The organism is Clostridium sp. YIM B02500, from assembly GCF_022324665.1.
Lineage (GTDB): Bacteria > Bacillota > Clostridia > Clostridiales > Clostridiaceae > Clostridium > Clostridium beijerinckii.
In genome coordinates, this window is the sequence record NZ_JAKGTE010000040.1 from 15,470 (window position 1) to 42,228 (window position 26,759).

Below are 26,759 nucleotides of genomic sequence, written 5' to 3' on the forward strand. Positions count from 1 at the left end.
ATTATAACACAATTTTATTTAAACATATTTATTATTTTGGACTTTATAAATAATACTATGCAACTTATATTTTTTCAATATAGATCTCCCACTCTAAAACTAAATTTGTGTGATAACTTACCGAAATCATAAATATTTTGATTCCGAAAAGCTATGAAAATATCGCTGAAGGTTCTAAGCAGCAGGTTGTAACCACTCTAGCATGCTCCCACTTTCAGTGTGACAAGCTAAAGTGTAACAACCTACAACTAAGAACCTTTAACAGCTCATTTTCAAATGTTTTCTCCACAAATATATTTATGATTTCTAGTGAAGATATGAGCTTAAAGTTTTAGTAACTTTGTAAATATGTTCATCTAATAAGTCTAAATATTAAAATTATAAAGCCCATAATTGTATTTATAGGCACATTAAACTTATTCGCGCACCTTAAAATACTCTCATGGGCTTTTATCTTACTGGAACTCCAGAAGGAATTTGAACTCACAATACTATAATGAATGAAACAGTATACACCATTCTATTATATTATGATTGCCTAAATTCTTAATAAAAAAAGCATTCTCTAATCAGACATTCCACTGTTTGACATAATCATTAATATCAATATCAAGTTTGTACATTATCATAAATTAAGCATATTTCATTCACACATTATTTCTAATTTTACTAAAGTAATTTCTTTTCCTTTATAAGATTTCGGGATTATCCATGTTTCACTGAAATCACCCACTACATTTATACTATTATTCTTAATATAATCAGCAAGCTTTTTATAATATTTATATTTATTATAACTGTTATCATCAAATATTATTGAAACATAATAACCTTCTGGTAATATATTATAATTATTAGCATCATATTTATCATCGATATAATATCTAATATCCATATTAACAATCTTATTTTCTACTATGTATTTTTCATATAAAGTTCCAACCCCAAAAATTGAATATACTTCCCTTTGCTTGCTTTCAACATCTAAAATTGCTCTTCTTAAATTTACTTCTTGTTCTTCGATATTATTAGAAACATAATTATAAGAAATATATCTACGCTCTTTATTAAATTCTATAAATACCTCATTACTTTTCGAATTCATTGCATCAGTTATAGTAGTTCTTAACTTTTCCATAGAATTTTTTATTTCTAGCAATTCTGAAATTTTTAAATCAAATATATCTATCTGGTTATCAATAATTGACAAAGTGTCTTCTATTGAAGAATCATGATTAATAACATTTTTTATTTCTTCCAGTGACATTCCCATTAATTTAGAATTCTTTATAATATCAATAATTACAAATTGATCAATTGAATAATATCTATACTTATTTCGCTGATTAATAAGTGTTGGTTTAAATAATCCTATATCATCATAATATCTTAATGTTTTTACTGGTATATTAAATAATTTTGATATTTCTCCAATAGTAAAATATTTATTCACTTCATCCTCCACGTTGAAAATAATTTATCCTAATCATTCTATTACACGTTAAAAATAATTAATCCTAAATACATTATATTATTTTTAGTATAATTAGTCTTTTCATTAGTACTCTGTTTTATTTAGCATTGTAGCATATGAACCTACTGGGAAGTTTTTCACTTTTCCCATTTCATATGATTCATATCCATATATTTTTCCATATGAACGCATTTTATTTAAATCTAAATCCTCAATTACAGTTCCTACTGTTGGTACCACTCTCTCCAACCAAGTAAACCAATATAAATTTTCTTCTATTTTTAAATAAAAGCATCTATCAGTATCACAAAGTCCTTTTTCTATTCCACTTACACAATGCCATGTATAATAATTTTCATTTAAATATATATGCTCATAAGTATCATTGGAACTATACTTAAATAATATTCTTTCACCTATTAACTCGCTTGTAAACTTATGTTTTAATGTATTACTATTAAATTTTGTATCTATTGAAGCATGTGTAAACTCTGCTTTAACTGATGTTAATGGTAATCCCTTGTCTCCTCTTTCAAACTGCGAGATAGCTACTTCCTCTTTATTAGGTAATTCAGCTATTAATGTTGTGGCTATATTTTTATTAAAATCAATAACTGTAGTAAATGATTTAGCTTCTCCAAATGACCATATAAAATCTATTATATATATTTTTTCTCTTGGAGATACTGCTGTATAAATAGCCGATATTTTTTCCTCTACTTCTCCATTTATATATTTTACTTTTATAGTTTCATTATCTAAAAATTCATAAATCGTTTCATATCCATTTTCATAATTTAGTGTTACCTTTCTTCCTACTAATTCATCCGCCTGAGGCAACTTAAATTCGCTAAATCCTTGTGATAACTCTTCAACTGTTGGGAAATCTCTTTCTTGTACTTTATTCATAAAACCGTTCTCCTTACACTTCATAATTTTCTTGTGATTACAATTATAAAGGATACAGTAGCTAGAGTGTCAATTATATTTCTATCTATAATATATTTATCAATTATTTCACTATTATGATACAATACCATATTTATATACATCCTTGTAAATTCTTCTAATGTTAAGATTTCATCTAATCTATAGTCTCTATGATACACATCTTCTAAATTCCTTTTGAACTACTCAAGGAGTGTATATCTTATTTTTTTTATGCTCTTTACAAAACGTAACTTTCTAAATTAGTCTTTATCGTAACTTATCCGTAAATTTAAATTGAATATAAATTTCAAGAGAATAAAATAAGCTTGAAATAATATCTACATTTTCAAGCTCACTTTTTTGTTTATATAATTTTCTCAATTATTTTTAGAAATGTTTTATACTAGAACATATTGTAATTGAGTTTCTACATTAATTATTCTCATTTAATGCAATTAGCTCAATAGAGTTTCACTTGCAAATTTATTATTACAATATATATCTCTAAATCAATCCCTCAATTTTTTTATTTCTTTTTAAATATGCATTTGATATTTTTAAAAACTCCTGTAGATTACAATTTCCTGTTCTTTCACCTATTCCACCCAACGTGCAATCCACATATTTAGCACCACTTTTAACTGCCTCTAGGGAAATTGGAATCGCCATTCCAAAATCATTATGAGCATGAATTTCTATTTCTATTCCGGTATTGTTTACTAAAGTTTTAATTGAATCCTTTATAAGTGAAGGCATTGATATTCCTACGGTATCTGCATATCTTGCCCGCTTTACACCCATACCAATAATTATTTCACACAAATTTATAAGATAGCTAATGTCTGCCCTAGAAGCATCTTCAAAACCTATAGTAACTTCATAACCTTTATCCCTCGCTAAAAATACACATTCCTTAAGATTTTCTTCAACCCACTTTTTATCCTTTCCTAAATTCGAATATATTTGTATATCCGATGTAGGAACGCTAATATGAATAATATCTGGTTTACACTCCATTGAATGAAATATATCATTTTTATTCATTCTATTCCAAGCGGAAATCAGTGAATTTTTTCTTATTTCTAATATCCGCTTAATGCATTCTTTTTCTAAATCTCCCATTGCAGGTATGCCTGCCTCTATCTGATAAATCTTCATTTTATCCATATATTTCGCAATTTCAATTTTTTCATCAATTGAAAAAGCTTTTCCTGCACATTGTTCACCATCTCTTAAAGTTGTATCTACAATATATATTTCATTGTCTAATTTTTCATTATAAATCAATATATCACCACCTTATAAAATCTAAACACACAGTTTCTTATATAATCTTTTTATTTCATCATTACTTAATCCCCCACGCTTTTGTGTGCTCAATTTTCTTACATCTTCCAACATAATTGTTAAATTATCATGCTCATATTTTATGTTTAGTTCTTCTAATTTTATTTCTAATGCATTTACACTTGAATGCTTACCTATAATAATATTTCTTTTCCTTCCAATTTCACTAGGGTCATATGGTTCAAAAGTTCTTGAATCTTTAGCTATTCCATTTACATGAATTCCTGATTCTACATTGAAAATATCTTTTCCTATAAATGGTGCATTACCTCTGATTTTACTTTCAGTAATATCTTCAAATATGCTTAATACCTTGGGAAATAGCTTATAATTACTATGATCTTTTATTTTCTCTAAAAAAGAAGACCCTCCTAATATTTCTTGAAGAGGAGCAAAGCCACCAATTCCTGCAAAAGTCGTTACAACTTTTTTTCCTCCAGCTTTAACCCATTCTAAACTCATAGCCGTAGCTGATTTATAATTATTTTTTATACTTAGCTCTATATTATTTCCAAAGAACTTTATTATCTCTAAAAAAATCTGCTGATAATCATAAAAGATAATGTCATCAAGTCCTACTATTCTTGCATTCATTTTGTTATATATATTTAGCTTATTGTCTAATATCTCATATAATACATTAACACTTTCTATTTCAATTTTATTATTGTTAGATATTATGAATTTTACATCTTGAGGCAATGGTGATAGTTCTTCATAGAGCTCTTGCGTAATTTCTATATAATCGCTTCCTATTATATATAGTAATTTTATCAATTCTCTTACCTGTGCGCTTTTCTCTTTTAACTTATCACCAAATATTTCTCTCAAAACAATTATTGTCCTATCTATAATTTCGATTTTTCTTTCATCCATAATTCCACCCCTTTTTAATTTCAAATTTTTTCCACATGTAAATATAATCTATCTAAAAGGAGCCTACTTAATATATTTATATATATTAAACAGGCTCCCTTGCCAACAAAAAATAGCCTAAAACAAAACTTCTTAGTTTGGTTTTAGACCACATTGTCTTTGTTAATATGCTATTTTATACATATATTATCACATAACCAATGCTTTGTATATATATTTATTTGAAATATTTCATGCTAGTCTTTTTTAATTCTCTTGTGCTATACAAAATTTTGTAATTTTCAATTCCTATATCATCAGCTATCTGCTTAATAATTTTGTTACAGCTTTCCTTATCTTTCTCGTGTATCATTGTGTATAGATTATAATCCCACGAACCAAAAGGTTTCCTTTCATAACAGTGTGTAACTACAGAAATGGATGCCATATATTCTCCAATTTCATCTAATCTTTCATCATCAATCTTCCAAACTACCATTGCATTAGCTTTAAATCCAGCTTTTCTATGATAAAGTATTGCTCCTATTCTTTTTAATATTCCAGTTTCACTATAATTTCTGATTTTATCTATAAGCACATCTTCATCCATACTAAGCTCTTTAGCTATATCCTTATACGGATTAGTTATTATAGGAATATCCTCTTGCAATCTAATTATTATTTTCTTATCAAAATCACTAATCATTTGTATCATCTCCTTGAAGATTTAAAGCCACTTTAATCTTAAATAACTTAACTGAAGGTAAACTCATTATTTCTTCCAAACCAGTATTTCTCTTTATTTCTTCAAGAATATTAATCAAATTCTCTTCTGAACGCGTTATCATGGTAAACCACATATTATACTCATCTTCTCTTATATAATTGTGAGTTACTTCATCATACATATTTATATATTCTGCAACCTTTTCAATTTCATTTTCAGGCACTTTAGCTGCACAAAGAGTACTTGTATATCCAATTTTTCTCGAATTAAAAATTCCACCTATTCTTCTTATTATTCCTTCATTTTTTAACTTATTTATTCTTTTTAATACTTCATTTTCTGTAAGTAATAATTTTTCCCCTAGTATTTTAAAAGGATTCTTATCTATTGGAATTTCATTTTGCATTAAATTAAGCAATTCTTTATCTGTTTTATCCATAGCAGTTCCTCCTCACTTAAAGTTTTGGAATGTCAAATAAAATCCTTGCCTTTAATTATTAAAAATGCAAATTTTATCTGATGCCATATAATCTCCGTCATTATAATATGCAGCTCTTGCTCTGCAGCCTCCACAACTTTTTTTATCTTTACAACTGTTACAAGTTCCTTTATATTCTTGAGTTCTTAGGTTATTGAGTAATTCACTATTTTTCCATATTTCATCAAATGGGATTTCTCTTATATTACCCGCTATTTCTGTTAAATAAGCACAAGCCTGAACATCTCCTTTTGGATTAATAATACAATAGCTTGTTCCTGCAATACATCCACGTTTAAATCTACTATTTACACCTAAATCTTCTGCAATTCTAACAAATTGTGGAGCACAAGTTGGCTTTATTTCTATGTTTACTTCACTTTGCTTTTTCATTATTGACGTTAATAACTCTTCATACTCTTTTGAATTTAATAATTCATCTTCAATATCTTTTCCTCTTCCTGTAGGTACAAGGAAGAATATATGATGAGCTGCTGCTCCCATAGCTACTGAAAAATCAGTCAAACTAATTATCTCATCTTTATTCCAACCCATGACAGTTGTATGAATTTGAAATCTGATTCCTAAATCTCTACAATTTTTCATTGCATAAATGGTATCTCTAAAAGCTTCATCATTTCCTCTAAATTTATTATGTTTTTTTGAATCAAGACTATCAAGACTTATGCCTATTGCAGAAATACCAGCAGCTTTTAATTTTTCTGCCATTTCCCTTGATATAAGGGTGCCATTTGTTCCAAGGACAGGTCTTAAGCCAGCTTTGGATGCATAATTTATTAATTCAAAAATATCCTCTCTCATTAATGGTTCTCCACCAGAGAATATCATTATTTTAAAATTAGCTTTTGCAATTTGATCTATAAGTAACTTTGCTTCTTCTGTATTTAATTCACCTTGACTTTCTTTGCCTGAATCTCTATAACAATGACTGCACTTTAAATTGCATTTATTTGTAGTATTCCATGATATTATCATTTGCATTCACTCACCTTTACATAAAATCTCATATACCCTTTTGTATTTCTTATTTCATAATATTAATTTCATCATCTGTAAGATAGCAAGCAGGATCCTCTGCCCAAAAATCATTATGTACAGCTTCAGCTCTAGTTCTGAAATTGCCATTACAAACATTTAACCATTTACAAGAAGAACATCTACCCTTTAATAATTTTTTTCTATTTCTAAGACCATTTAATATTTCATTTTCAGAATTTCTCCATATAGATCCGAATTTTTCTTCTTTCACATTTCCAAAAGTATGCTGCCAAGTAAATTGATCTGGATGAACATTTCCAAAAAAGTCTACATTAGCAAAAGCCATTCCTGATCTATTTCCACCATTAGTCTTTAAAAGTTTTAATATGTTATCTGATTTATCTTTAAATTTCTCTAATGACTTTAAATATGTATAAACGGCATCTGCATGATTATCAACTGTAAGTATCTCAACACTTGGACCAAATTCTATTGCCTTACTTATGATTAAGTCTAGAGCTTGTCTTGTTTCTTCCTTAGAAATATCTTCATCTACCATTTTACTTCCTCTTCCCGAATATACTAAATGATAGAAACACACTCTAGGTATCTTTTCTTCTTTTATTAGCTTAAATATATCTTCCAATTCTTTATAATTATTTTTATTTATAGTAAACCTAAGACCTACTTTTTGATCAACTTCAATGCAATTTCTTATTCCTCTTAAAGCACTGTCAAAAGCACCATTAACACCTCTAAACTCATCATGATTTGATCCTATACCATCAAGGCTTACACCTACATACCCAAGATTTATTTTCTTTAAAGATTTGCAAACATCTTTATCTAAAAGAGTCCCATTAGTAGATATTGTACTTCTTATTTTTCTTTGACTTGCATACTCTAATAATTCCAAAATGTTTTCCTTCATCAGAGGCTCTCCTCCAGAAAACAATAATGCTGGTACGTTAAAATCTTTTAAATCGTCTATGAACTTTTTTGATTCATCTAACGCAAGCTCGTCATCATATCTTTTATTATCTGAACTTGCATAACAGTGTTTACATTTTAAATTACAAGTTTTTGTACAGTTCCAAGCAACTACAGGTCCTCTTCCTGGACTCACCCCATACTTTTCTATGGCTGCACCTTCTATATACCTTAAGCTATCTCCATAATTATTAGAATTACACAAAAGTTTAGTTATACTTATCATTTTCAAATCTCCTTACATCATTGATTCGTTATGATCTAAGCAATTTTTTAAATTCATAAACAAAAACAAATCTAAATCTTTTTAAATGAACAGAGCTATATTAAAATCAAAACCATAGAGATAATTACTCTCTATGGCTTTAATTAATTATTCTTCATTATACCATGAATTGTTAATGCAGTAAAACAATACTATTCTAAAATATATGACACCTTATACCATCGATACTATCCGAAATCTGCAGCATAAAATACCGCCAATACTTTTGTAATTGGCGGTATCAAATATTTTTATTTTTTCACTGTTTGCCTGACAGAGAGCAGTTCATAGTGCGACAGCCCACTTTTATGGACTAGTATAAAATTATTTTTAAATAACTAATTCTTGTACTACTTTTCCACCCTCGATATGTTCTTCTACAATTCTTTCTACATCTTCAACCTTTACATTTCCATACCAAGTTCCTTCAGGATAAACAACTACTATAGGACCTTTATTGCAAACTCCTAAACACCCTGTATTAGTTACCATAACTTCATTTATTAAATCCCTATCTTCAACTTCTTCCATAAACTTTTGTACAACCTTTACCGAATCTTTAGAATAACACATTCCTTTTTGCATTCCATTAACTCTACAACTTGCACAAACAAAAATATGATGTTTAATATCTATCATTTCACTCATCTCCTATTTTTATTAAATATTTATACTTTGATGTATATTCCATACCAGAAAGAAGAGGTACTCTTTTGTATGGTGTTGCATTGATAATATGGCTGTAGGATTTCTTAAGCAGAAGTTGTTCCATTTGAGCTTGTGAAGTGAGAGTCCAAAATTTTATTTTGGGTTCTCGAACTTCCTCAGCGAATGAAATGAGTCGAGCTTCCTTAGGAAAGCTGGAGAATGCTCAAATGGGTGCAACTTCTGCTTCTAGAAATTCACAGATATATTATCTATCAACCGAAACAACAGAGTACCTGTTCTTTCGTTGGATATCACATTAAGCTCTTAGCATTTCTTCAACTTCAGTTCCTTTTAATATAGCTTCTGCTGCTTTTTCAACAGCTGTTTCAATGGTTTCACATGTCATAAAAACTTCTATATTCATACTTTTAAATTTTCTTTTTGGTTCATCACCAATTCTAAGACAAAGTACTCCATTGCAGTCTGAAACAACTTTTGAAAGCTTAGCAAACTTATCTTCCTCTTCCTCACAAACTTCTTTACCATTACAATATTTCTCAACATTTCTTTTTTCCAAATATCTTGGCTCTCCATTTTTATATTCATAGATATAAAATTCAGATGCATGTCCAAAATGCATATCCACGCCTATTCCACTTTTTGATGCAATAGCAAACTTTAGTGGTTTTTCTTCTGTAACTTCCTTTACGTTTGATGGCTTATTAAATTTTTGAGATTGATCATCTCCAAGTAAACCAATAGCATCTGCTCTGCATTGCTTACAATGATACATCTGTTCAATATGCTCTCCACATTTTTTTCTTAAATCCATTATTTCCTTATTACTTGTAAGAGGCATATTTTCAAAGACACTTCCTTTTACAGGAATCATTTGCATTATATTTGTTATTCCTGCTCCAAGTTCCTTTGCTTTTTTTGTTACTTCCTCTATATGATGATCATTAATTCCCTTAAGCATTACTATATTGACCTTAACCATAATTCCTCTATCAGCTAAATACTTAATACCTGATAATTGGTTATTTAAGAGAATTTGAGCTGCCTCTTCACCAGTATAAGTAACCCCTAAGTAATCTACGAATTTATATACTTTAGCAGTTATTTTAGGATCAATAGCATTCATTGTTACAGTTACATGACTTACGCCTAAATTAATCAGCTCTTGAGCATAAAATGGAAGCATTAATCCGTTTGTTGATAAACAAAATGTAACTTCTGGATCATGTTCTCTTATAAGCTTCAAAGTTTCCCTAACATTATCAAAGTTAGCAAGAGCATCGCCAGGTCCAGCTATTCCAATAACTTTTAAGTTGTCCATTTTTGATTTTACGAGTTTGTATTTAGCAAAAGCTTCCTCTGGAGATAATACTTCAGTTGTTACCCCAGGTCTGCTCTCATTAACACAATCAAATTTTCTTAAACAATAATTGCAGCTAATATTACACTTTGGCGCTATAGGAATGTGCATTCTTGCATACTTGTGAGCTGATGAACAGCTAAAACATGGATGAGTTTTTGTTTTTTCTTCTACTTCTTCTCTGCTGATAATTCTTGCTTCCATCTTTTTCTCCCCCTCAATTGCTATATCTTTATTACTTATTTCAACTTCTTCCTTATAATATTCATTGTATAAATTCTCTCTAAAGGTCATTTCAGTCTTAGCAAGCATAACATTAGTAATTTGATCCCCTAAATTTAAAGATCCTTCATAGCCTATAGATAATATTCTTTGTCCACCGATCCTATCATGAATAGGAAATGACATTCGAATTAATGGAATCTTATGTTTTTCCTCTATTCTTCTTCCATCCGAGCTTCCAATCATTACATTTACCTTTAAATCTAAGGCGAATTTTTCTATTTCCTTAAAGTCTGCCTCATCTATGATTTTGCATTCACCTGCAAATAACTGATTTGAAAGTTCGTCAACTTCTTCCCTTAAGCTTGGTTCAAGTTTTTTACATACATCTCCACTTGCAATAAGTACTGGTACAGCTCCGTTTTCCACAGCTAATCTTGCAGTAGAGTATACAAAATCAGGTTCTCCAAATATAGCAATTCTAGCTTCTGCATTATATTTATGAGAATCAATCATAGCATCTAAATATCTTCCTCTTTGTTTTTTATATTTTTCTGGAATTGGATTTCCTGATATTTTAGCTAGCACTTTTAAAAAATTATCAGTATCTCTAAGACCTCTTGGAACATTAATTCTAAAATTCTTAACTCCAAAATTCTCCTCTAAATAACTTCCTACAGAATATTCTTCTTTAATAAATGTGGTTAATTCAATGGTAGCCTTTGCACCACCCATAAATTTAATTTCGTCTATACTCGTACCATTGCTTGGAAGCCTATTATATTTTTTGCTATGAACTCCATCTAAATTCTCCGATAAGTCAGGCAGCAATATATAATCAATTTTAAAATCCTCCAAGATCTCTTTTATCTCCCTCATATCTGCACTACTCATTGGCCCGGCAATAACATTTACCTTTTCATTTTTATCTGGATACATTTCTACATTTTCTACAACTGCCCTTAATGCTGTAAAATATCCGCCATATTGAGTTCCGCCATATCCAGGAGATTGTATTGGTATTAATTTAACTTTACTATCTGGATGTTTTTCATAAAATATCTTTGAAAGCCTTACTACATCCTCTCCTATGGTTTCTGCAAGGCAAGTTGTTGCAATACCTATAACTTCTGGGTTATATAATTTAATTAAATTTTCTAATCCTTTAATTAAATTATTTTCACCACCATAAACAGTTCCTTCTTCAGTTAGTGAAGATGAAGCAATATCTACAGGCTCATTATAGTGTGTTGCCATATGTCTTCTAATATATGTACTACAACCTTGTGATCCATGTAATATAGTCATACAATTCTTAATTCCATATAAAGCATTGCTAACTCCCATAGGCATACACATTTTGCATGGATTTACGGTTAGATTTACATAACTTTTAGATTCCTTCATTCTCTTCACTCTCCTTTACATACTTCCATACAGGACTATTAATTGAAAGATTAATTTCCTTTGCGAAATTAACAGCTCCCACAAAACCTCCAAGTGGATGCTTTCTTTCATGATTATGGTCACAAAAGGCAACTCCCAATTTATAAGCAAGTGGTCTTTCCTTAACTCCTCCAACTAAAATATCTACATCCTGCTCAATCATAAATTTTTCTAATTCCGAAGGATTTGCATCGTCCAAAACTACTGTTCCATCTTTAACTAAACTATTTATAACTTCATAATCATCTTTCTTTCCAGTTTGTGTTCCAACCATCACTGTATCTATTCCAAGTTCATTAAACTGTTTGATTAAGGAGATTGCTTTAAATCCTCCGCCTACATATATTGCGGCTTTTTTACCTCTAAGATTTTCCTTATATTTTTCTAATATAGGCAATATCTTTTCTTCTTCTTCCTTAACAAAAGCCTTAGCCTTTGCTAACATTTCTTCATCTCCAAATAAGCTTGCTATTCTGAGTAATGAATTTTTTGTATCTTCAAGTCCCACAAAACTTATTTTAACGAAAGGAATGTCCATTTCTGCTTCCATTCTCTTTGCTAAATATGTCATGGAGCCAGCACATTGAACAACATTAAAACTTGCGCTGCTAGCTTTGATTAATTTGTCATAGCTGGAATCTCCAGTAATAGTTGATATCACATCTACTCCAATTTTCTTTAGATACTCTTTAACAATCCATATTTCACCAGCTAAATTGAAATCTCCTAACATATTAATTCCTTTTCTCTTAGGGAGAATATTTCTAGAAAATAAATTCATTAGTGCATTACATGCTAATTTATATCCTTTAGATTTATTTCCAGAAAAACCTGGCGACATAACTGGAATGACAGGTACATTATATTTTTCCTCAGCCATTTTACATACTGCCTTAACATCGTCACCTATTACTCCAACAATGCAAGTTGCATAAACGAAAATCAACTTAGGATTATGATTTTCCATTATCCCTTCTATGGCAGCAATTAATTTTTTTTCACCACCAAAAATAACATCTTGTTCACTTAAATCTGTTGAAAAACTATTTCTATATAAATTATCACCACTTGAAAGACTTCCTCTTATATCCCAAGTGTAACTAGCACATCCAATAGGTCCATGAACTATGTGGTATGCATCTGTTATTGGATTTAATACAACTCTTGCTCCACAATATACACACGCTCTTTGGCTAACTGATCCTGATACACTATCGCCATCACACTTCATAGATTTTTTGTTATGCCCCTCTTTAAAACACACAAAATCTTCTCTTTCTTCAAGAAGTGAATTACTTATTTTCTTTTCCATAATGCCACACCACCTTTTGAATTTATAATTATAGATTGAGAATTGAGAATAAAGGATGAAAGTTAACTTTACTTTAAATAATGCACATAATACATTTTTTACAAATTCCTTATAACTAAATTTATTACTCATTCTACATTCTCAATTTTCAATATTAATAAGCATTAAAAGCCTTATTAATAGATAGAGCAATTGACATGCTTTATCCATGTTCAATTGCTCAATCATTGAAATTATTAACTTTTTTTGAATTTAACATATCTTTTAAAATCTTAATTGCATCATAGCTGCTTTTTTTATATGTGTATATATGTTGCAAAACTAATTCGTCATCATAATTCTAAAAATATTGCAAGAATTTTAGCCTCAATTGTGAATTGCAACATATACATATGATTTGGTTTATACTATTTCACACACTCTTTCCAAATAAATAAATAAAAAAACAAATTTAAATTTTAGATATACACCGCACCAGAAATGGTGGGTACTTTCTTAAACAAATAAATCAACATTTACACTTAACTTGCAGTGAAAACTTTATCCAAAATACACATCTTTCCACTAAATACTTATTAAACACTCACTTCACACACTATTTTTAGATAAATAATTTTAAAAATAAATTTAAGTTTTGGAGTATACATTACACCAGAAATGATAGGTACTCTTTTGTAACCACAAGGGTCATAATATGCAGTGTTGCATTTAGAATATAGCTGTAGATATTTCTTCATTAGAAGTTGTTCCAAATATGCTTGTTCAAAGCATGCTTTGAAGCTAGCATTTTGGGTACAACTTGTACTGGTAGAAATCCACAACTCTATTCTATAGCAACCGAAACAACAGAGTACCCGCCCTTTCGGTTAACTACCACACAACTATAAATTCCACATATTTATCTACATTACTAATTCAAAATCTTCATCTTTTACGTCTCTATCTTGTCTATCCATTAATGCACCAAGCATTAATTCTAATAATCTCATAGCACCTCTATATCCAACATTAGGCATATATGAATGAACATATCTATCTAATACTGGGAATCCAATTCTAACTAGTGGGATATCTTCAGCTCTTGCTATGTATTTACCATGAGTTCCACCCATTAGTAAATCAACAGATTCATTCTTAATTAATTGATGTAATTCAAAAAGATCAGCATCTTGTTTAGCTATGCAGCCTTCAACACCAAATTCATCAAATAATGCTTGCATTTGTTTTTCAAATACATTGGATGGAGTTCCTGTAATTACATACTTAGGAATCATTCCAAGCTCTAATAAGAATTTAGATAAAGCAATTAGCACATCTGGATCTCCATATAAGGCTACTTTCTTTCCATCATAATATGGATGAGAGTCAATCATTATATCAACTAATTGTCCTCTTTCTTCTTCAAGTTCATAAGGAACTTGTTGCTTGCTGAATTTACTTAATTCCATAATTAATTCATCTGTAGAACCAATACCTATTGGCATCTTTAATGTAGAGTATGGAATCTTGAATGATTTTTCAAGAGTAGATGCTCCTGCTTCTGAAGCAAAACTTCCTAGTGCTAATGTTTTTTCGCAGTCACCTAATTCAATAATATCTTGAATCTTTGTACCACCCTTTGGATACATTTCATATTTTCCAGTCATTGGGGCATCTAAAACTCCAGTTGTATCTGGTAACATTGTAAAATCTACACCCATAAGTTTTAATAATCTCTTTACTTCACGCATATCGCCAGGGTTAACGAATCCAGGAATTACGCACATTTTTCCGTTCTTTACTCCAGTTGTTTTAGATAAACCTTTAATAAAGCCAGTAACCATATTAGAGAATCCTGTAATATGTGATCCAACATAACTTGGGGTATTTGCATGTAACACATATTTTCCTTCTGGAATATCTATAGCATCAATAAAACCTTTTAAATCATCACCAATTGTTTCTGATAAACATGTAGTATGAACTGCAATTATTTCTGGATTATACATATCAAAAATATTTTTAACAGCAGTTTTAATATTGCTACCACCACCAAATACGCAAGCACCTTCACTAAATGATGAACTAGTTGCTATAGCTGGTTCTTTGAAATGTCTAGATAAAACTGTTCTATGATATGAGCAACAACCTTGTGAACCATGACTGTGGGGCATACATCCATGAACTCCAAGAGCTGCATACATAGCACCAACAGGTTGACATGTTTTACTAGGATTAATAGTAATCGCTTTTCTTTCCTTAATTTCTTTAGGAGTTAAATCTAACATTATACCTCACCTCCAAATGTTCCTTCTAATATTGATTCAGTTTTCCATGGAGCTACAGTGTATTTCCATGCTGGAGTATATAAACTCATTGTTACATCTCTACCAAAGTTTGCAGCACCCTTAAATCCTGCATAAGGTCCACTATAATCATAAGAGTGCAATTGTCTTGATAATACTCCACCTTTTTGTATTATATATTTATCCTTAATGCCCGAGAAAAACATGTCAAGTTTTAACTTTTTAATAAATTCTTCTGTTTCAAATTCATTTAAGTCATCAACTACAATCGAACCTTTTTTCATGTCACGCATCATACCTGGATAATATTCTAAATTAATGATTTCTTTCTTTAATTCTTCTAATTCTTCATCTGTTTTAACTGGTTTATATTTACCTTCAATTTTTTCTACTTCTAATACTTCGATATTTTTTAAATCCGCATCTTCAATTATAGTTGCTATTACTTCTCTACCTTCATAGTCGTCTCTATGTGCAAATTCAAATCCTGCAACTAATGTTTCTACACCTAAATCATTTAATAGCATTTGATAATGGTGAGATCTTGAACCTCCAACATATAAACCTGCCTTTTTACCAGTTAACTTGCTTTTATAATAATCCATATCATCTTTAATATCTTCAAGCTCTTCAGCTATAACAGCCTCTGTTCTTTCTGTGAATTCTGGATCATTAAAGAATTTCGCAATATCTCTTAAAGTTCTAACAGTACAATCAACCCCGATAAAATCAACTTTTATCCATGCAGTACCATATTGAATTTTCATCATTTCTGCGATATAATTAATGGAACGGTGACATTGGACTAGATTTAAATCTGCAGTATGGGCTTTTCTTATATCGTCAATGCTAGCATCACCTGTCATGACTGATATAACTTCATAGCCTATTTTCTTTAGAATTCTTTCTATTTCCCAAGCGTCACCACCTATGTTATATTCACCAAGGATATTAACTGAATGAGTTTTTGGTGTGTAATCCATAGTTCCTATTACAGATTTTATCAGCTTGTTATTTGCAATATGATGTCCGGCTGATTGAGATACACCTTTATATCCTTCACAAGGGAATGAAATAACATCAATTCCATACAATTCTTTAGATTCATTTGCAACTGCTGGTAAGTCATCACCTATAAGTCCAACTGGACATGTCGCACAGATAAATATTGCTTTTGGATTAAATATATCTACAATTTCTTTTATAGCAGCCTTTAATTTCTTTTCTCCACCAAATACGATATCACTTTCACCTAAATTTGTAGAAAAACAATATTGTATAAAGTTTCCGTCGCCTTTCTGTGGTATTGCTTTATTTCTTCTAGTACCCCATGAATAATATCCACATCCTATCGGTCCATGAGTTAAAAGTACTATATCTTTTAATGGTCCAAGAACAACACCTTTACATCCAGCATAACAACATCCTCTATGTGTCATAACTCCTGGTATAGTTCTTCTATTTGCATCTATTTCTTGAGTTTCCTGCTCAAGTTCAAGCATATGTTTCTTTCTGTTTTTATATACTTTGGCACTATACTTGTCCAAAACACTATCAACTTTACTCATTAACTTCACCTCCACACTTTAAATTGCCTCTTCACCTATTTGTCCATCTCTGACTCTGTATACTTCTTCAACTGGTAATACAAATATCTTTCCATCTCCTGGAGTCCCAGTTGAATTTACACTTATCACGGTATCTACTACTGTTTTTACTTCGTCATCTTTTACTACTAAAGTTATAAATCTTTTAGGTATTAATCTTCCTCTTTCTGATAAATTCTCACCATACGATGTTGGCGGTACTTCACCAGTTTCCATGTAAGCTTCAACTAAAGCTATATCAATTGATTTCTTGCCTCTTCCAAGTACTTTTCTGCAAGTAATGGATGGAAAACCAGCTTCTGCGAGTGCTTCTTTAGTTTTATTAACTTTATTCAAACGAATAATACACATAACTTCTTTCATAAAGCTATTCCTCCTATTTCAATTTTATAATCCTGATTTCCCACTACTTACAGTGTATACTTCCTCAATCGGTGCAACGAATATTTTTCCATCTCCAAATGCACCTTTTTCTCCAGTTCTAGAATTTCTTATTATTACTTTTATGACATCGTCTTTATCTTCATCTTTAACTGCAATCAGAAGCATCTCTTTTGGAAGCTCATCATAATATACCTCTCCAACTTTGATTCCTTTTTGTTTTCCTCTACCGTAAACTGCCATCTTCGTTACTTCTGGGAATCCAGCATCCAATAATTCTGAAAGCACAGTACTAACCCTTTCTGGTCTTATTATTGCTCGAATCATATACATATCTCTCTATCTCCTTTTATTTAATATTTTGTTTTATATATTTTTCAACTTAAATTTCACATTATAAATAATTGAATTCAAAAAATCCTGAATGGAAAAGTGGTGCTCCAAAAGTGATGCACCAAATCTTGTATTTGGATAACAGAACTTTCCACTTGCGGGCATCTTGTATTTGGATAGCAGAACTTTCGCCTTGTGGGAATCTTCTATTTGGTTAGCAAAACTTTCTTTATGAGCTTCAACATTAATCAATAATTGTGAATTGTAAATTAATAATTGTGCTTTTATCTTAGATATCCATTAAACCATATTCCATTAATATTTCTTCTAATCTTTCTTGTTTCATTGGTTTTGGAATAACAAACATTTTATTTTCGTTTATATTCTTAGCCAATGTTCTGTATTCATCTGCTTGATCAGCTTTTGGATCAAATTCTATAACTGTTTGTTTGTGTATCTCAGCTCTTTGAACCATGTTATCTCTTGGTACGAAATGGATAAGTTGACTTCCAAGTTCTTTTGCAAAAGCTTCTAAAAGGTCTAATTCTTTATCAACTTTTCTACTATTACAGATGATTCCACCTAATCTAACTCCACCAGTTTTAGCATATTTTTGAATACCTTTTGAAATATTATTTGCTGCATATAATGCCATCATTTCTCCAGATGCTACGATGTATATTTCTTGTGCCTTACCTTCTCTGATTGGCATTGCAAAACCTCCACATACAACATCTCCAAGTACATCATAAAATACATAATCTAAATCAGGTGTATAAGCTCCTAATTGCTCAAGCATTCCTATTGAAGTGATAATACCTCTTCCTGCACATCCAACTCCTGGTTCTGGTCCGCCTGATTCAACGCATCTTATATTTCCATATCCTGTTTTTAAGATTGCATCTAATTCAATGTCGTCTCCTTCTTCTCTTAAAGTATCTAGAACTGTTTTTTGTGCTAAACCTCCAAGAACTAATCTTGTGGAATCTGCTTTAGGATCACATCCTACGATCATTATATTCTTTCCCATTTCAGCTAAAGCTGAAGTTAAATTTTGTGTGGTTGTAGATTTTCCTATTCCACCCTTTCCATAAATAGCTACTTGTCTCATATTAGTTTCCTCCTCATAATTAAATATATTATATAAGCCCAAATGGGTCATTATAACTTATTTGTATTAATATGACAATAAATTAATTTAAAAAAATAAGCCTAATTTATTTAACTATTAATAGTTATAATAAAATAGACTTCTTTGTCCTTTCACTGTAATAAAAAAATCTAAGTCGTTAACTTCCTCATTGAGTTAAACACTTAGACTCCATTGCCTTAATGACAGGTTAATATTTTTTTAATTTAAGTTATATTATTTCAAAAAAACTTGTATATAATTACTTTTTTATTAATTTCTTTTTTCCATTTGATTGTTTTATTTATTGAAACTATAATATCACAAAAAACTGATATTGCAAACTATTTTTTTATTTTCTATAACTTTTCTAATGATAACGATATATTTTTATCAATTTATCAAAATCATTCGTGTTTTGTTAAATTTAATGAGAATTATTTATTTCTATCTCCATTAAGGGTAAAGTGTCTTTCTCCAAATGCTTTTATCTCAAATTTATTTTCTTTAATCTCATATTCATATTGTTTATCTATTATGACCTTATCATCAATAAATTCCACCTTTAAAGTTATCGTATCCAGAACTTCACTGTTAGAATACAATCTAATTTTTTTTGGAGAATGAAAAATCGTGTCACCTTCCGATGTTTTAATTGTAATTGTATTAGTAGATGTGATAAGAGATTTTATGCTTCCATCCTCATAAAATTCTAAAGAATTACTATCCCCATGAATTCCCATTGCATTAACGTCATAAGCTTCGATTTTTCCAATAGGTGTTTTTATATTTGTTGCAATTAATGGCTCACAGGATTTTATTTTTCCACTTTTATATAAAGAGACTCCTATTCTGCCTGCAAAATTATATTCTCCAAGATTTATTTTAATTCTTTCCTTTGGCCACAATGTGATACTTTTAAGTTCTTGTGTTTCATAAAAATGAACAGACATAATCTTAGCTTCAAATGATGAAAAATCAAAACTAAATTTATAAGCTTTTGCCAATTTATATTCATCATCTTCAGTCCAATACCCTGACAATCTTCCATCCAAAGGAAACAATCTATTTATTTCACCATCTTCATAGAATGTTATTTTTTCAACTTCAAATACACCTATACTAGTATTTATTACTGTCAAATCATTTAATGAAATACTCTTAATATTGCCATTCTTAAATACCTTTACTGGTGGAAATTCTTTTCTTCTTTCATCTACAAATCCATGCAACGGTACTAAATTATAGTCTAAAACTTTTAATTCACTGTATTCTTCCACCTTATACGCTTCTGGTTCCCCAGTGGAATAATACTCAGCAATAATAGCATCATTTAAAATACCATACTTAGTTATTATTTTCTCCATAAATTCGCCTCCTAGTCTATTATTTCTTTCATGTGCCTCAAACATTTTTCTGTACAGTTACCATATAATCATTTCTTTTTATCTCATTAATGGATAATAAGATTTCACCCTTGTCCATTTTTGCAACCAGCCAAGGTGGTACATGACAGCAGTGTACTTCTATTTTTTTTACATCCTCTTTTTCTAAATAAGGAATTATTGCCTTTTTAGAAGTTATTTCAGGGTTTATCAGCTCTAATTCCTGTAGATCTATCATGAAATATCCATCGCCAAGTTTCTTAGCAATTTCAACTTCTTTATTTTCATTCTCCTCTTGGACTATTTCATTTTTAATAATTTCATCAAAATAATCAAATGGGTTTCCTTCCAATTCCCAAACACTAAAATCCCCCATATAAAATACACTATACGGAATTCCAAAAGCCTTTGTTACTATTATAATTTTACAATCATCCATTTCATTAATTACATTTTTGTATTCCTGTCTGATTTCATTTATTGATTTTTCACCACCTGCCCTATTAATTAAAATAGTTTTTTTTGTTTTCCACAAATGTTTTTCTTTTGCAAATATTTTTACATATCGTGCTTCTTCAAAAGAACTTATAAGATCTCTTTCGTTTAAAAATACTCCTATTTCATCCATATACCATCGCTCCTTTATTTAGATATATTCAAAAAATAATCAATCATCATTTATTATTTTCTTTCATATACCTTATTTTTTAATACCAAAAAGGCACAGTAAAATTACTGCGCCTTTGCATAAAATTATAATATTAATCTTATACTATATCATTATTTATGTTTTATCAAGTATTTTACCTATATCTTTTAAATCATATCCGCCTAAACTTTCAATTTCCCTCTTAAACTCTTCACTTTGAATGGTTCTAATTATAAGTTGATATATAGGATATTTTAAATCAGATTCCTTGATAACTAAGTCATATCTTTCTTCCTGAATTTTAATAAAATCAATCCCATCAACCTGATTAGCTGCTTTTTCATTTCCTATCCCAACATTACCTTCCCCTCTTGCAATACTTCTTGCTACTGCAGAGTGGGATTGTTTTTCAATATTATATCCTTTAATTTGTTCTCTATTTATATTATTAACTCTTAATTTCTCATCAAGCAAAATTCTTATTCCAGAACCCTTTTCCCTATTTATCATGGATATATCTTCTTTAATCAAGTCTTTCCAATTAGTTATTTTATTGGGATTTCCTTTTGGAACATAAAAACCAACATTTCTGTAAGCCAGGTTTATAATTAAACAAGATATACCTGGAACTAGTTTTCTTACAAAAGCAGTATTATATTCATTAGTATCTCCATCCCATAAATGTACTGACGATATAGAAATTTTATCATTATATAAGTCATATAGACCTGAATAGCTTCCTGTATTAGACCTAAGTACCCTTATATCATTTGCCTTTTCCATAATTTTTTCTGCTAAAACATCTAAAATCACATCTTGCCCTGATATTATAATATCATTTGAATTTTCCACTTTTTTAATATTATTCAGGTTTTCTTCTATTACTGGCTCATCTATTAATATCTTAATCTGATTATTGCTACCTTTTGTTACCTTTTGACTATTGATGTAATTCTCAACATCCTTTTTATCAATTCTAAGCTTTTTCCCTACTTTGTATCCAGGTAATTCACCTCTTTTGACCATTTCATACACTGTATTTTTAGTTATCTTTAATAGTTCAGCGACATCTACTGCCGTTAGGGATTCTTCATTATTCATAGAACTTCCCTCCTCCGTATAATAATTTATTCTAACATTTAGAGGTGAGAATTTCTAGCATTTAGAAACATTTATTTAACTTTGGAAGTAATTTGTTTATATCATTATTACTTATAAAATCCCATCCTAACCAATTTAACTTATAATTGTTTTCTTTTAAATACTCTAAATAATCCATTGGATGAGGCAGTGCTGCATCTTTGCATACATTTTGTACTTGTTCACTAGTAAAATAATTCACCACATTTTCCAACATGTTTGAAATATCATTTTGGACTAATAATGTCACTGGACTAACTATTGCACCTTCTTCAGGCCAAACAATCTTAACATTCTTATTATTTTTAAGGAGCCTTGCATAAAAATAAGGAATAACACTAATTGTAGGTGAATTCTCAATTCCTTTCCCTGCATTCTTTACCATTTCAGCTGGATGTCCGCCAAATCCAACAAGTTCTTTTAATTTCATAATTCCATCCATACCATAATCTTTATATATCGCTAGCAATGTTGTTTCACAATACTTTCCTCGCTTTCCTCTTATGGCAACTTCTTTTTTAAATGAACTATTCAAAAGTTCTCCCCACGAGTTTGGTATATTTCTATTATTCAATTTAGTTAAATCTACTGCCATAACTAAATGATTTAATGCCATTATATAATAATTACCTTTTGGATCACTAAAATCATTTTCAATTAATTTTCCATCTTCTATGCTTTTGACTTCCTTAAAGTATTTTTCTTCTATTGCCTTAGCTCTAAAATCTTTTCTATAAAAGCTATTAACTCCGGCACTTATAATAATCTTTGGCAATTCCTCTTTTTTAGGAATATATGAAGACTCATCCATCCACATGACCTCATAATTAGCATTACCTTCAACAAGATATTTAAAATCACATTCACTTTCTAAATTATTTATCATTTCATCAAAACCAATTTCTATTGGCACTTTTATAGGGCACGGTAACAATCCAAGAACATCGTATTCTGATTTATCAATTATATTTTTCATCTTTCCCATATTTTTAAACCTCCATCTTATATTTTTTTCACTTATTTTTAATAAGAAGATGTTCCATTTTTGCTTGTCACGAACTTGACTCGGGAGCATGCAGAAATGGTGCAACTTCTGATGTTAGAAATTCACAGCTGTATTCTATAGCAACCGAAACAACAGAGTTCACCTAATTTCGGTTGGCTATTGCATAAGTCTAAAGTCGCATTTGGATATCTATAGAAAATATTCTTTCATATCCCGGTCTATTACTTTACCACTTCTTAAGGCATTTCTGATTTCTAACATTTTATTATCAATTTGTTTCATAATTTTAAGATTATCTCTTTCCTTTGGATCTGTTGTGATTACTTTATTTATTGCACCATTTTTTATCACAATTCTCTTATCCCCAAGTAATGCTAATATAGGGTCATGAGTAGATACAAAAACTATTTTTCCTCCTTTAACTAAAAGTTCTAATGCCCTGCTCCTATCTACCCCTGCATTTTCAATTTCATCAATTAGTACTATTGGGGAAGCGCTTAATAATGCTGTATCTGCAATCATTAATGCTCTTGATTGCCCCCCGCTCAATGAAGTTATCGGTGTATCCCCAGTGAATTCCTCTCCTGCTAGTTCATTTGCATATTTTACTATTTTGTCTGTAATACTTTTTATCTCTATAACATTCCTGCTTTTAGCATGCATTCTTATAAATTCTTCTACAGATACATCCATTACAAAATTCATATTCTGCGAAAGCTCTGCAACCAGCCTGCTGCAATTTAAATTTTCTCCATTTATTTTTATAATTCTTCCAGTTGGAGTATCACCACTCGCAATACACTCTATATCTTCGAGTAATCTACTTTTACCAGATCCTGTAGGTCCAACTATGCAAATTACTTCTCCTACTTTAATTGTAAGTTCAATATCTTCTTTATTCCCACCTTTATCATGTCCTCCTACAATTGTTAATGAGTTAACTATTGTGCAGTCTATTTCAGATATTTCACTATTATTGTCTAAAGAATAACTCGTTTTAAGTTCTCTGTTACTTTTAATTTCTTGAAAATTTATTTTTTTTGTGTTTCCAGTTTGGTAATCTTCACCTATTATTGTTTCTCCAAGGCAATAAGAGCATAATGCTGAAGGCATTGTAAATCTAAGTTTTTCTCCTTCAAGACTCTCAATAGATTTTGCTTTTTTTATGCTTAAACTTAATTCATAAGCCCCCTGACCAGTAAGACCATTAACATACACTATGTGTGCCTTTGGATTAGCCTCTTTTACCATAAAACTAAAGACTTCTCTTTCAGCTTGAGAAACTATGTCACCTTTTGTAATTACTACGATATCCGCATATTTTAACATTGGTCCAATCTTTTTAGGAGTGTTTACTCCAGAAAGACTATCTATTACACACACTGCTAAAATACCTTTAATATGAGGTGAACACCTATTGCATAATCCTGCACTCTCGCTTATCAACAAATCAAAACCATTCTCTGTTCCATATTTAACACAATCATCTATATTACTGATATAAAAGTGATCCGGGCAAAGATTTCCTGATAATCCTACCATAACCTCAATTCCTGCCTTTTTATAAAGTAAATCATCATAAGTTGTAAGACAATCAAATTTTACAACTCCACATTTTCTTTGTTCCGATTTTAAGCACTCAATTACCTTTAATATTACTGAAGTCTTGCCCGATGATGGTGGTCCGGAAAATGTAACAAATTTCAAATTAATCACTCCATTCTTGTTCAACATTTTAAGATACTATTATTGGGATATCATAATTTAATTTTTTATAAACAAAAAATCTCAAAAAGTTTTCTACATTTCTGCATTCTCCTCTTTGAGATCATTATTAATCATTCAGAACATTTCATATAGATATCATAAATATACGCACTACCCATATTCCGGTATCATGTAAAGAATTATTTTTGATATATATTTTTTATCTAAATATATATAGTAGGCTGCTAGTAAAAAAGAGGATATCTTAGTTTAAGATATCCTCTTTTGATTATGATTTCATATGTAGTATAAGATGAGAGCGAACTAAGCCATAACCATTACTGATGTTGCCTTAATTACTGCTGTAGCTTCTGATCCTACTGTTAATCCTAGTTCCTTTACTGCGTCCATTGAGATAGTTGCTGATATTATAATATTTTCAGCAATTTCGATTTTTACTGATGCATTTACTGCCCCTTCTTTAATTTCAACAACTTTTCCTGCCAATTGGTTTCTTGCACTTAATTTCATTTTTATTTCCTCCCCCAAGTTAAATTCAATCAATGTTGTTATGTTACTATTGATTATGTACATTATAAGATATTCTGACTAAATTCTCAACAACATTTTCCTATTATGTTAATTTTTTCATTTGTTAATACAATTTGAAAATAGTTTTACATCAGCATCACATTTATAAAATCCTTTATTATTTCAATAAATACAATGAGTCAAAAATATCTTGAAATAATTATAAAGGATTATGGGTAGAGGCAATAATATTACGTAATTACTCTTTCTACCTGACAAATGCAATATAGAGATGCGATATTACAAGCTATATTACTTTTACATAATTATATATTTTCTCAACATAAGCAAAAAAAGATCTCAAAGAAGCTCATACATTTCTGTAATCTCTTCTTTGAGATCTTTATCTAATAAAACATACCGTAACATCACATTACCATTAGCCTAATTATAATCATCTCCTAATAATTTTGTCAATATTTCTATTCAAGTACTTATTTTTACAATTACATATTGTTTTTCTTATAAATAAATGCTAGTATAATAATCAACAAGCAAAACGTAATGAAACATATCCAAACGCAACAAAACATAATTATAATAAAAATATTTTTATGAATGTGAGGTTTTATTTATGAAAAAGAAAATAGGATTATTTAGTTTAGTAACTGTTTTATTAACAACATCACTTATTGGTTGTGGAGCTCAAAAGGCTTCAACAACTCCACAAAAGGAATCTGCTACTGAAGCTTCAATAGAATTAAACATTTCCGCTGCTGCTAGTTTAAAAGAAGCACTGACAGATATACAAGACGAATATAAAAAGACTGCTCCAAATGTTACTTTAACTGTTAACTATGGTGCTTCTGGATCTCTACAGCAACAAATAGAACAAGGTGCCCCTTGTGATATCTTCATTTCAGCTGGTCAAAGCCAAATGAAAGCATTAGACAGCAAATCTTTATTACTTGAAAATACTAAAAAAGACTTAGTTAAAAATGATTTAGTTTTAGTTGGACCTAAAGACACTACTATAACCGATCTTTCTGATCTAACAAGTGATAAGGTTAAAAAGATAGCTGTTGGGGAACCTAAAAGTGTGCCAGCTGGACAATATGCTGATGAAGTTTTCACTAAGCTTGGTATTAAAGATTCTATTTCATCAAAACTTGTTTTTGCAAAAGATGTAAAAGAAGTACTTGCCTGGTCGACTTCTGGAAATGCTGAAGTTGGATTTGTATATAAAAGTGATGCGTTAAGCAGTAAAGATGCTAAAATTATAGAAACAATAGCAGAGGACAAGCATTCACCGATTACATATCCAATCGGAATAATTAAGGCTAGTAAAAATGCTGATGCCGCAAAAGCATTTGAAGATTTCTTATTTACTGATACTTGTAAAAAGATCTTTGAAAAATATGGTTATGGAATAGCTTAACACAGTAGAAAAAAATAACAATTCAAAAGAGTCTGTCAAGACTTTCGTGTAAACTTCAAAAAGTAATATGTTTATTTTATAAGGTTGGAGGTAGAAT

General features: G+C 30.0%; 23 protein-coding genes. 1 reads left to right on the forward strand and 22 read right to left on the reverse strand.

Annotation, left to right across the window (positions count from 1 at the left end):
* Positions 1–643: 643 nt before the first annotated feature.
* From L1S46_RS22900 to L1S46_RS23005, 22 genes are all read right to left on the reverse strand, one after another.
* Entirely contained in the window at positions 644–1,453 is an 810-nt protein-coding gene (locus L1S46_RS22900; RefSeq protein ID WP_238901079.1) for a MerR family transcriptional regulator, read from the reverse strand.
* 105 nt (positions 1,454–1,558) lie between these two features.
* Complete coding sequence (locus L1S46_RS22905; RefSeq protein ID WP_238901080.1) at positions 1,559–2,383, reverse strand: molybdenum cofactor biosynthesis F family protein; 825 nt, start codon at positions 2,381–2,383, stop codon at positions 1,559–1,561.
* A 525-nt stretch (positions 2,384–2,908) separates the two neighbouring features.
* Positions 2,909–3,691: a homocitrate synthase gene (locus L1S46_RS22910; protein ID WP_238901081.1), complete on the reverse strand. Its 783-nt coding sequence runs from the start codon at positions 3,689–3,691 to the stop codon at positions 2,909–2,911.
* Between the two features lie 21 nt (positions 3,692–3,712).
* Positions 3,713–4,627, reverse strand: coding sequence for a hypothetical protein (locus tag L1S46_RS22915; protein ID WP_012058242.1), 915 nt, complete (start codon positions 4,625–4,627; stop codon positions 3,713–3,715).
* Between the two features lie 217 nt (positions 4,628–4,844).
* Positions 4,845–5,312, reverse strand: coding sequence for an Lrp/AsnC family transcriptional regulator (locus L1S46_RS22920; RefSeq protein ID WP_238901082.1), 468 nt, complete (start codon positions 5,310–5,312; stop codon positions 4,845–4,847).
* On the reverse strand, positions 5,305–5,772 hold the full coding sequence (locus L1S46_RS22925; RefSeq protein WP_039773838.1) for an AsnC family transcriptional regulator: 468 nt from the start codon (positions 5,770–5,772) through the stop codon (positions 5,305–5,307). The genes L1S46_RS22920 and L1S46_RS22925 overlap by 8 nt, the downstream gene beginning before the upstream one ends.
* Positions 5,773–5,823: 51 nt before the next feature.
* Positions 5,824–6,807: a putative heme d1 biosynthesis radical SAM protein NirJ2 gene (nirJ2, locus tag L1S46_RS22930; protein ID WP_238901083.1), complete on the reverse strand. Its 984-nt coding sequence runs from the start codon at positions 6,805–6,807 to the stop codon at positions 5,824–5,826.
* A gap of 49 nt (positions 6,808–6,856) precedes the next feature.
* Entirely contained in the window at positions 6,857–8,026 is a 1,170-nt protein-coding gene (gene nirJ1, locus L1S46_RS22935) for a putative heme d1 biosynthesis radical SAM protein NirJ1 (protein WP_238901084.1), read from the reverse strand.
* Between the two features lie 369 nt (positions 8,027–8,395).
* Positions 8,396–8,704, reverse strand: coding sequence for a 2Fe-2S ferredoxin (locus tag L1S46_RS22940; protein ID WP_012058237.1), 309 nt, complete (start codon positions 8,702–8,704; stop codon positions 8,396–8,398).
* 325 nt (positions 8,705–9,029) lie between these two features.
* Complete coding sequence (gene nifB / locus L1S46_RS22945; RefSeq protein ID WP_238901085.1) at positions 9,030–11,720, reverse strand: nitrogenase cofactor biosynthesis protein NifB; 2,691 nt, start codon at positions 11,718–11,720, stop codon at positions 9,030–9,032.
* The gene (gene nifE / locus L1S46_RS22950; protein WP_077856920.1) at positions 11,707–13,071 is read right to left on the reverse strand and encodes a nitrogenase iron-molybdenum cofactor biosynthesis protein NifE; all 1,365 of its coding nucleotides are present in this window, start codon (positions 13,069–13,071) and stop codon (positions 11,707–11,709) included. The genes nifB and nifE overlap by 14 nt, the downstream gene beginning before the upstream one ends.
* A gap of 902 nt (positions 13,072–13,973) precedes the next feature.
* Positions 13,974–15,338, reverse strand: a complete 1,365-nt coding sequence (gene nifK, locus L1S46_RS22955; protein WP_012058234.1) for a nitrogenase molybdenum-iron protein subunit beta — start codon at positions 15,336–15,338, stop codon at positions 13,974–13,976.
* A complete protein-coding gene (locus tag L1S46_RS22960) occupies positions 15,338–16,924 on the reverse strand; it encodes a nitrogenase component I subunit alpha (RefSeq protein ID WP_238901086.1) in 1,587 nt (528 codons plus the stop codon). Before L1S46_RS22960 ends, nifK begins: the two co-directional genes overlap by 1 nt.
* 18 nt (positions 16,925–16,942) lie before the next feature.
* The gene (locus L1S46_RS22965; RefSeq protein ID WP_012058232.1) at positions 16,943–17,326 is read right to left on the reverse strand and encodes a P-II family nitrogen regulator; all 384 of its coding nucleotides are present in this window, start codon (positions 17,324–17,326) and stop codon (positions 16,943–16,945) included.
* Positions 17,327–17,350: 24 nt separating this feature from the next.
* Positions 17,351–17,677 (reverse strand): P-II family nitrogen regulator, encoded by a 327-nt coding sequence (locus L1S46_RS22970; RefSeq protein WP_012058231.1) that lies wholly within the window; start codon positions 17,675–17,677, stop codon positions 17,351–17,353.
* Between the two features lie 289 nt (positions 17,678–17,966).
* On the reverse strand, positions 17,967–18,788 hold the full coding sequence (nifH, locus tag L1S46_RS22975; protein WP_012058230.1) for a nitrogenase iron protein: 822 nt from the start codon (positions 18,786–18,788) through the stop codon (positions 17,967–17,969).
* Between the two features lie 455 nt (positions 18,789–19,243).
* Positions 19,244–20,173, reverse strand: a complete 930-nt coding sequence (locus tag L1S46_RS22980) for a hypothetical protein (protein ID WP_238901087.1) — start codon at positions 20,171–20,173, stop codon at positions 19,244–19,246.
* A 37-nt stretch (positions 20,174–20,210) separates the two neighbouring features.
* Complete coding sequence (locus L1S46_RS22985; RefSeq protein WP_238901088.1) at positions 20,211–20,819, reverse strand: Fe-only nitrogenase accessory AnfO family protein; 609 nt, start codon at positions 20,817–20,819, stop codon at positions 20,211–20,213.
* 156 nt (positions 20,820–20,975) lie between these two features.
* Complete coding sequence (locus tag L1S46_RS22990; protein WP_012058227.1) at positions 20,976–21,941, reverse strand: helix-turn-helix transcriptional regulator; 966 nt, start codon at positions 21,939–21,941, stop codon at positions 20,976–20,978.
* Between the two features lie 61 nt (positions 21,942–22,002).
* A complete protein-coding gene (locus L1S46_RS22995) occupies positions 22,003–22,965 on the reverse strand; it encodes an ABC transporter substrate-binding protein (RefSeq protein ID WP_238901089.1) in 963 nt (320 codons plus the stop codon).
* A gap of 210 nt (positions 22,966–23,175) precedes the next feature.
* Entirely contained in the window at positions 23,176–24,693 is a 1,518-nt protein-coding gene (locus tag L1S46_RS23000) for an ATP-binding cassette domain-containing protein (protein WP_238901090.1), read from the reverse strand.
* 324 nt (positions 24,694–25,017) lie between these two features.
* Complete coding sequence (locus L1S46_RS23005; RefSeq protein WP_041896036.1) at positions 25,018–25,224, reverse strand: TOBE domain-containing protein; 207 nt, start codon at positions 25,222–25,224, stop codon at positions 25,018–25,020.
* A gap of 634 nt (positions 25,225–25,858) precedes the next feature.
* Between L1S46_RS23005 and modA the strand changes: the two genes are divergently transcribed.
* Positions 25,859–26,662, forward strand: coding sequence for a molybdate ABC transporter substrate-binding protein (gene modA / locus L1S46_RS23010; protein WP_238901091.1), 804 nt, complete (start codon positions 25,859–25,861; stop codon positions 26,660–26,662).
* Positions 26,663–26,759: the final 97 nt, after the last annotated feature.

Excerpts from the sequence above, each read along its gene's own strand:
- L1S46_RS22990 (WP_012058227.1), bottom strand. The coding sequence starts at position 21,941 with ATGAATAATGAAGAATCCCTAACGGCAGTAGATGTCGCTGAACTATTA.
- modA (WP_238901091.1), top strand. The coding sequence starts at position 25,859 with ATGAAAAAGAAAATAGGATTATTTAGTTTAGTAACTGTTTTATTAACA.
- L1S46_RS22960 (WP_238901086.1), bottom strand. The coding sequence starts at position 16,924 with ATGAGTAAAGTTGATAGTGTTTTGGACAAGTATAGTGCCAAAGTATAT.
- L1S46_RS22970 (WP_012058231.1), bottom strand. The coding sequence starts at position 17,677 with ATGTATATGATTCGAGCAATAATAAGACCAGAAAGGGTTAGTACTGTG.
- L1S46_RS22920 (WP_238901082.1), bottom strand. The coding sequence starts at position 5,312 with ATGATTAGTGATTTTGATAAGAAAATAATAATTAGATTGCAAGAGGAT.
- L1S46_RS22995 (WP_238901089.1), bottom strand. The coding sequence starts at position 22,965 with ATGGGAAAGATGAAAAATATAATTGATAAATCAGAATACGATGTTCTT.
- nirJ2 (WP_238901083.1), bottom strand. The coding sequence starts at position 6,807 with ATGATAATATCATGGAATACTACAAATAAATGCAATTTAAAGTGCAGT.
- L1S46_RS23005 (WP_041896036.1), bottom strand. The coding sequence starts at position 25,224 with ATGAAATTAAGTGCAAGAAACCAATTGGCAGGAAAAGTTGTTGAAATT.
- nifK (WP_012058234.1), bottom strand. The coding sequence starts at position 15,338 with ATGTTAGATTTAACTCCTAAAGAAATTAAGGAAAGAAAAGCGATTACT.
- nifE (WP_077856920.1), bottom strand. The coding sequence starts at position 13,071 with ATGGAAAAGAAAATAAGTAATTCACTTCTTGAAGAAAGAGAAGATTTT.
- L1S46_RS22915 (WP_012058242.1), bottom strand. The coding sequence starts at position 4,627 with ATGGATGAAAGAAAAATCGAAATTATAGATAGGACAATAATTGTTTTG.
- L1S46_RS22940 (WP_012058237.1), bottom strand. The coding sequence starts at position 8,704 with ATGATAGATATTAAACATCATATTTTTGTTTGTGCAAGTTGTAGAGTT.
- L1S46_RS22965 (WP_012058232.1), bottom strand. The coding sequence starts at position 17,326 with ATGAAAGAAGTTATGTGTATTATTCGTTTGAATAAAGTTAATAAAACT.
- L1S46_RS22925 (WP_039773838.1), bottom strand. The coding sequence starts at position 5,772 with ATGGATAAAACAGATAAAGAATTGCTTAATTTAATGCAAAATGAAATT.
- nifB (WP_238901085.1), bottom strand. The coding sequence starts at position 11,720 with ATGAAGGAATCTAAAAGTTATGTAAATCTAACCGTAAATCCATGCAAA.
- nifH (WP_012058230.1), bottom strand. The coding sequence starts at position 18,788 with ATGAGACAAGTAGCTATTTATGGAAAGGGTGGAATAGGAAAATCTACA.
- nirJ1 (WP_238901084.1), bottom strand. The coding sequence starts at position 8,026 with ATGATAAGTATAACTAAACTTTTGTGTAATTCTAATAATTATGGAGAT.
- L1S46_RS22905 (WP_238901080.1), bottom strand. The coding sequence starts at position 2,383 with ATGAATAAAGTACAAGAAAGAGATTTCCCAACAGTTGAAGAGTTATCA.
- L1S46_RS22980 (WP_238901087.1), bottom strand. The coding sequence starts at position 20,173 with ATGGAGAAAATAATAACTAAGTATGGTATTTTAAATGATGCTATTATT.
- L1S46_RS22985 (WP_238901088.1), bottom strand. The coding sequence starts at position 20,819 with ATGGATGAAATAGGAGTATTTTTAAACGAAAGAGATCTTATAAGTTCT.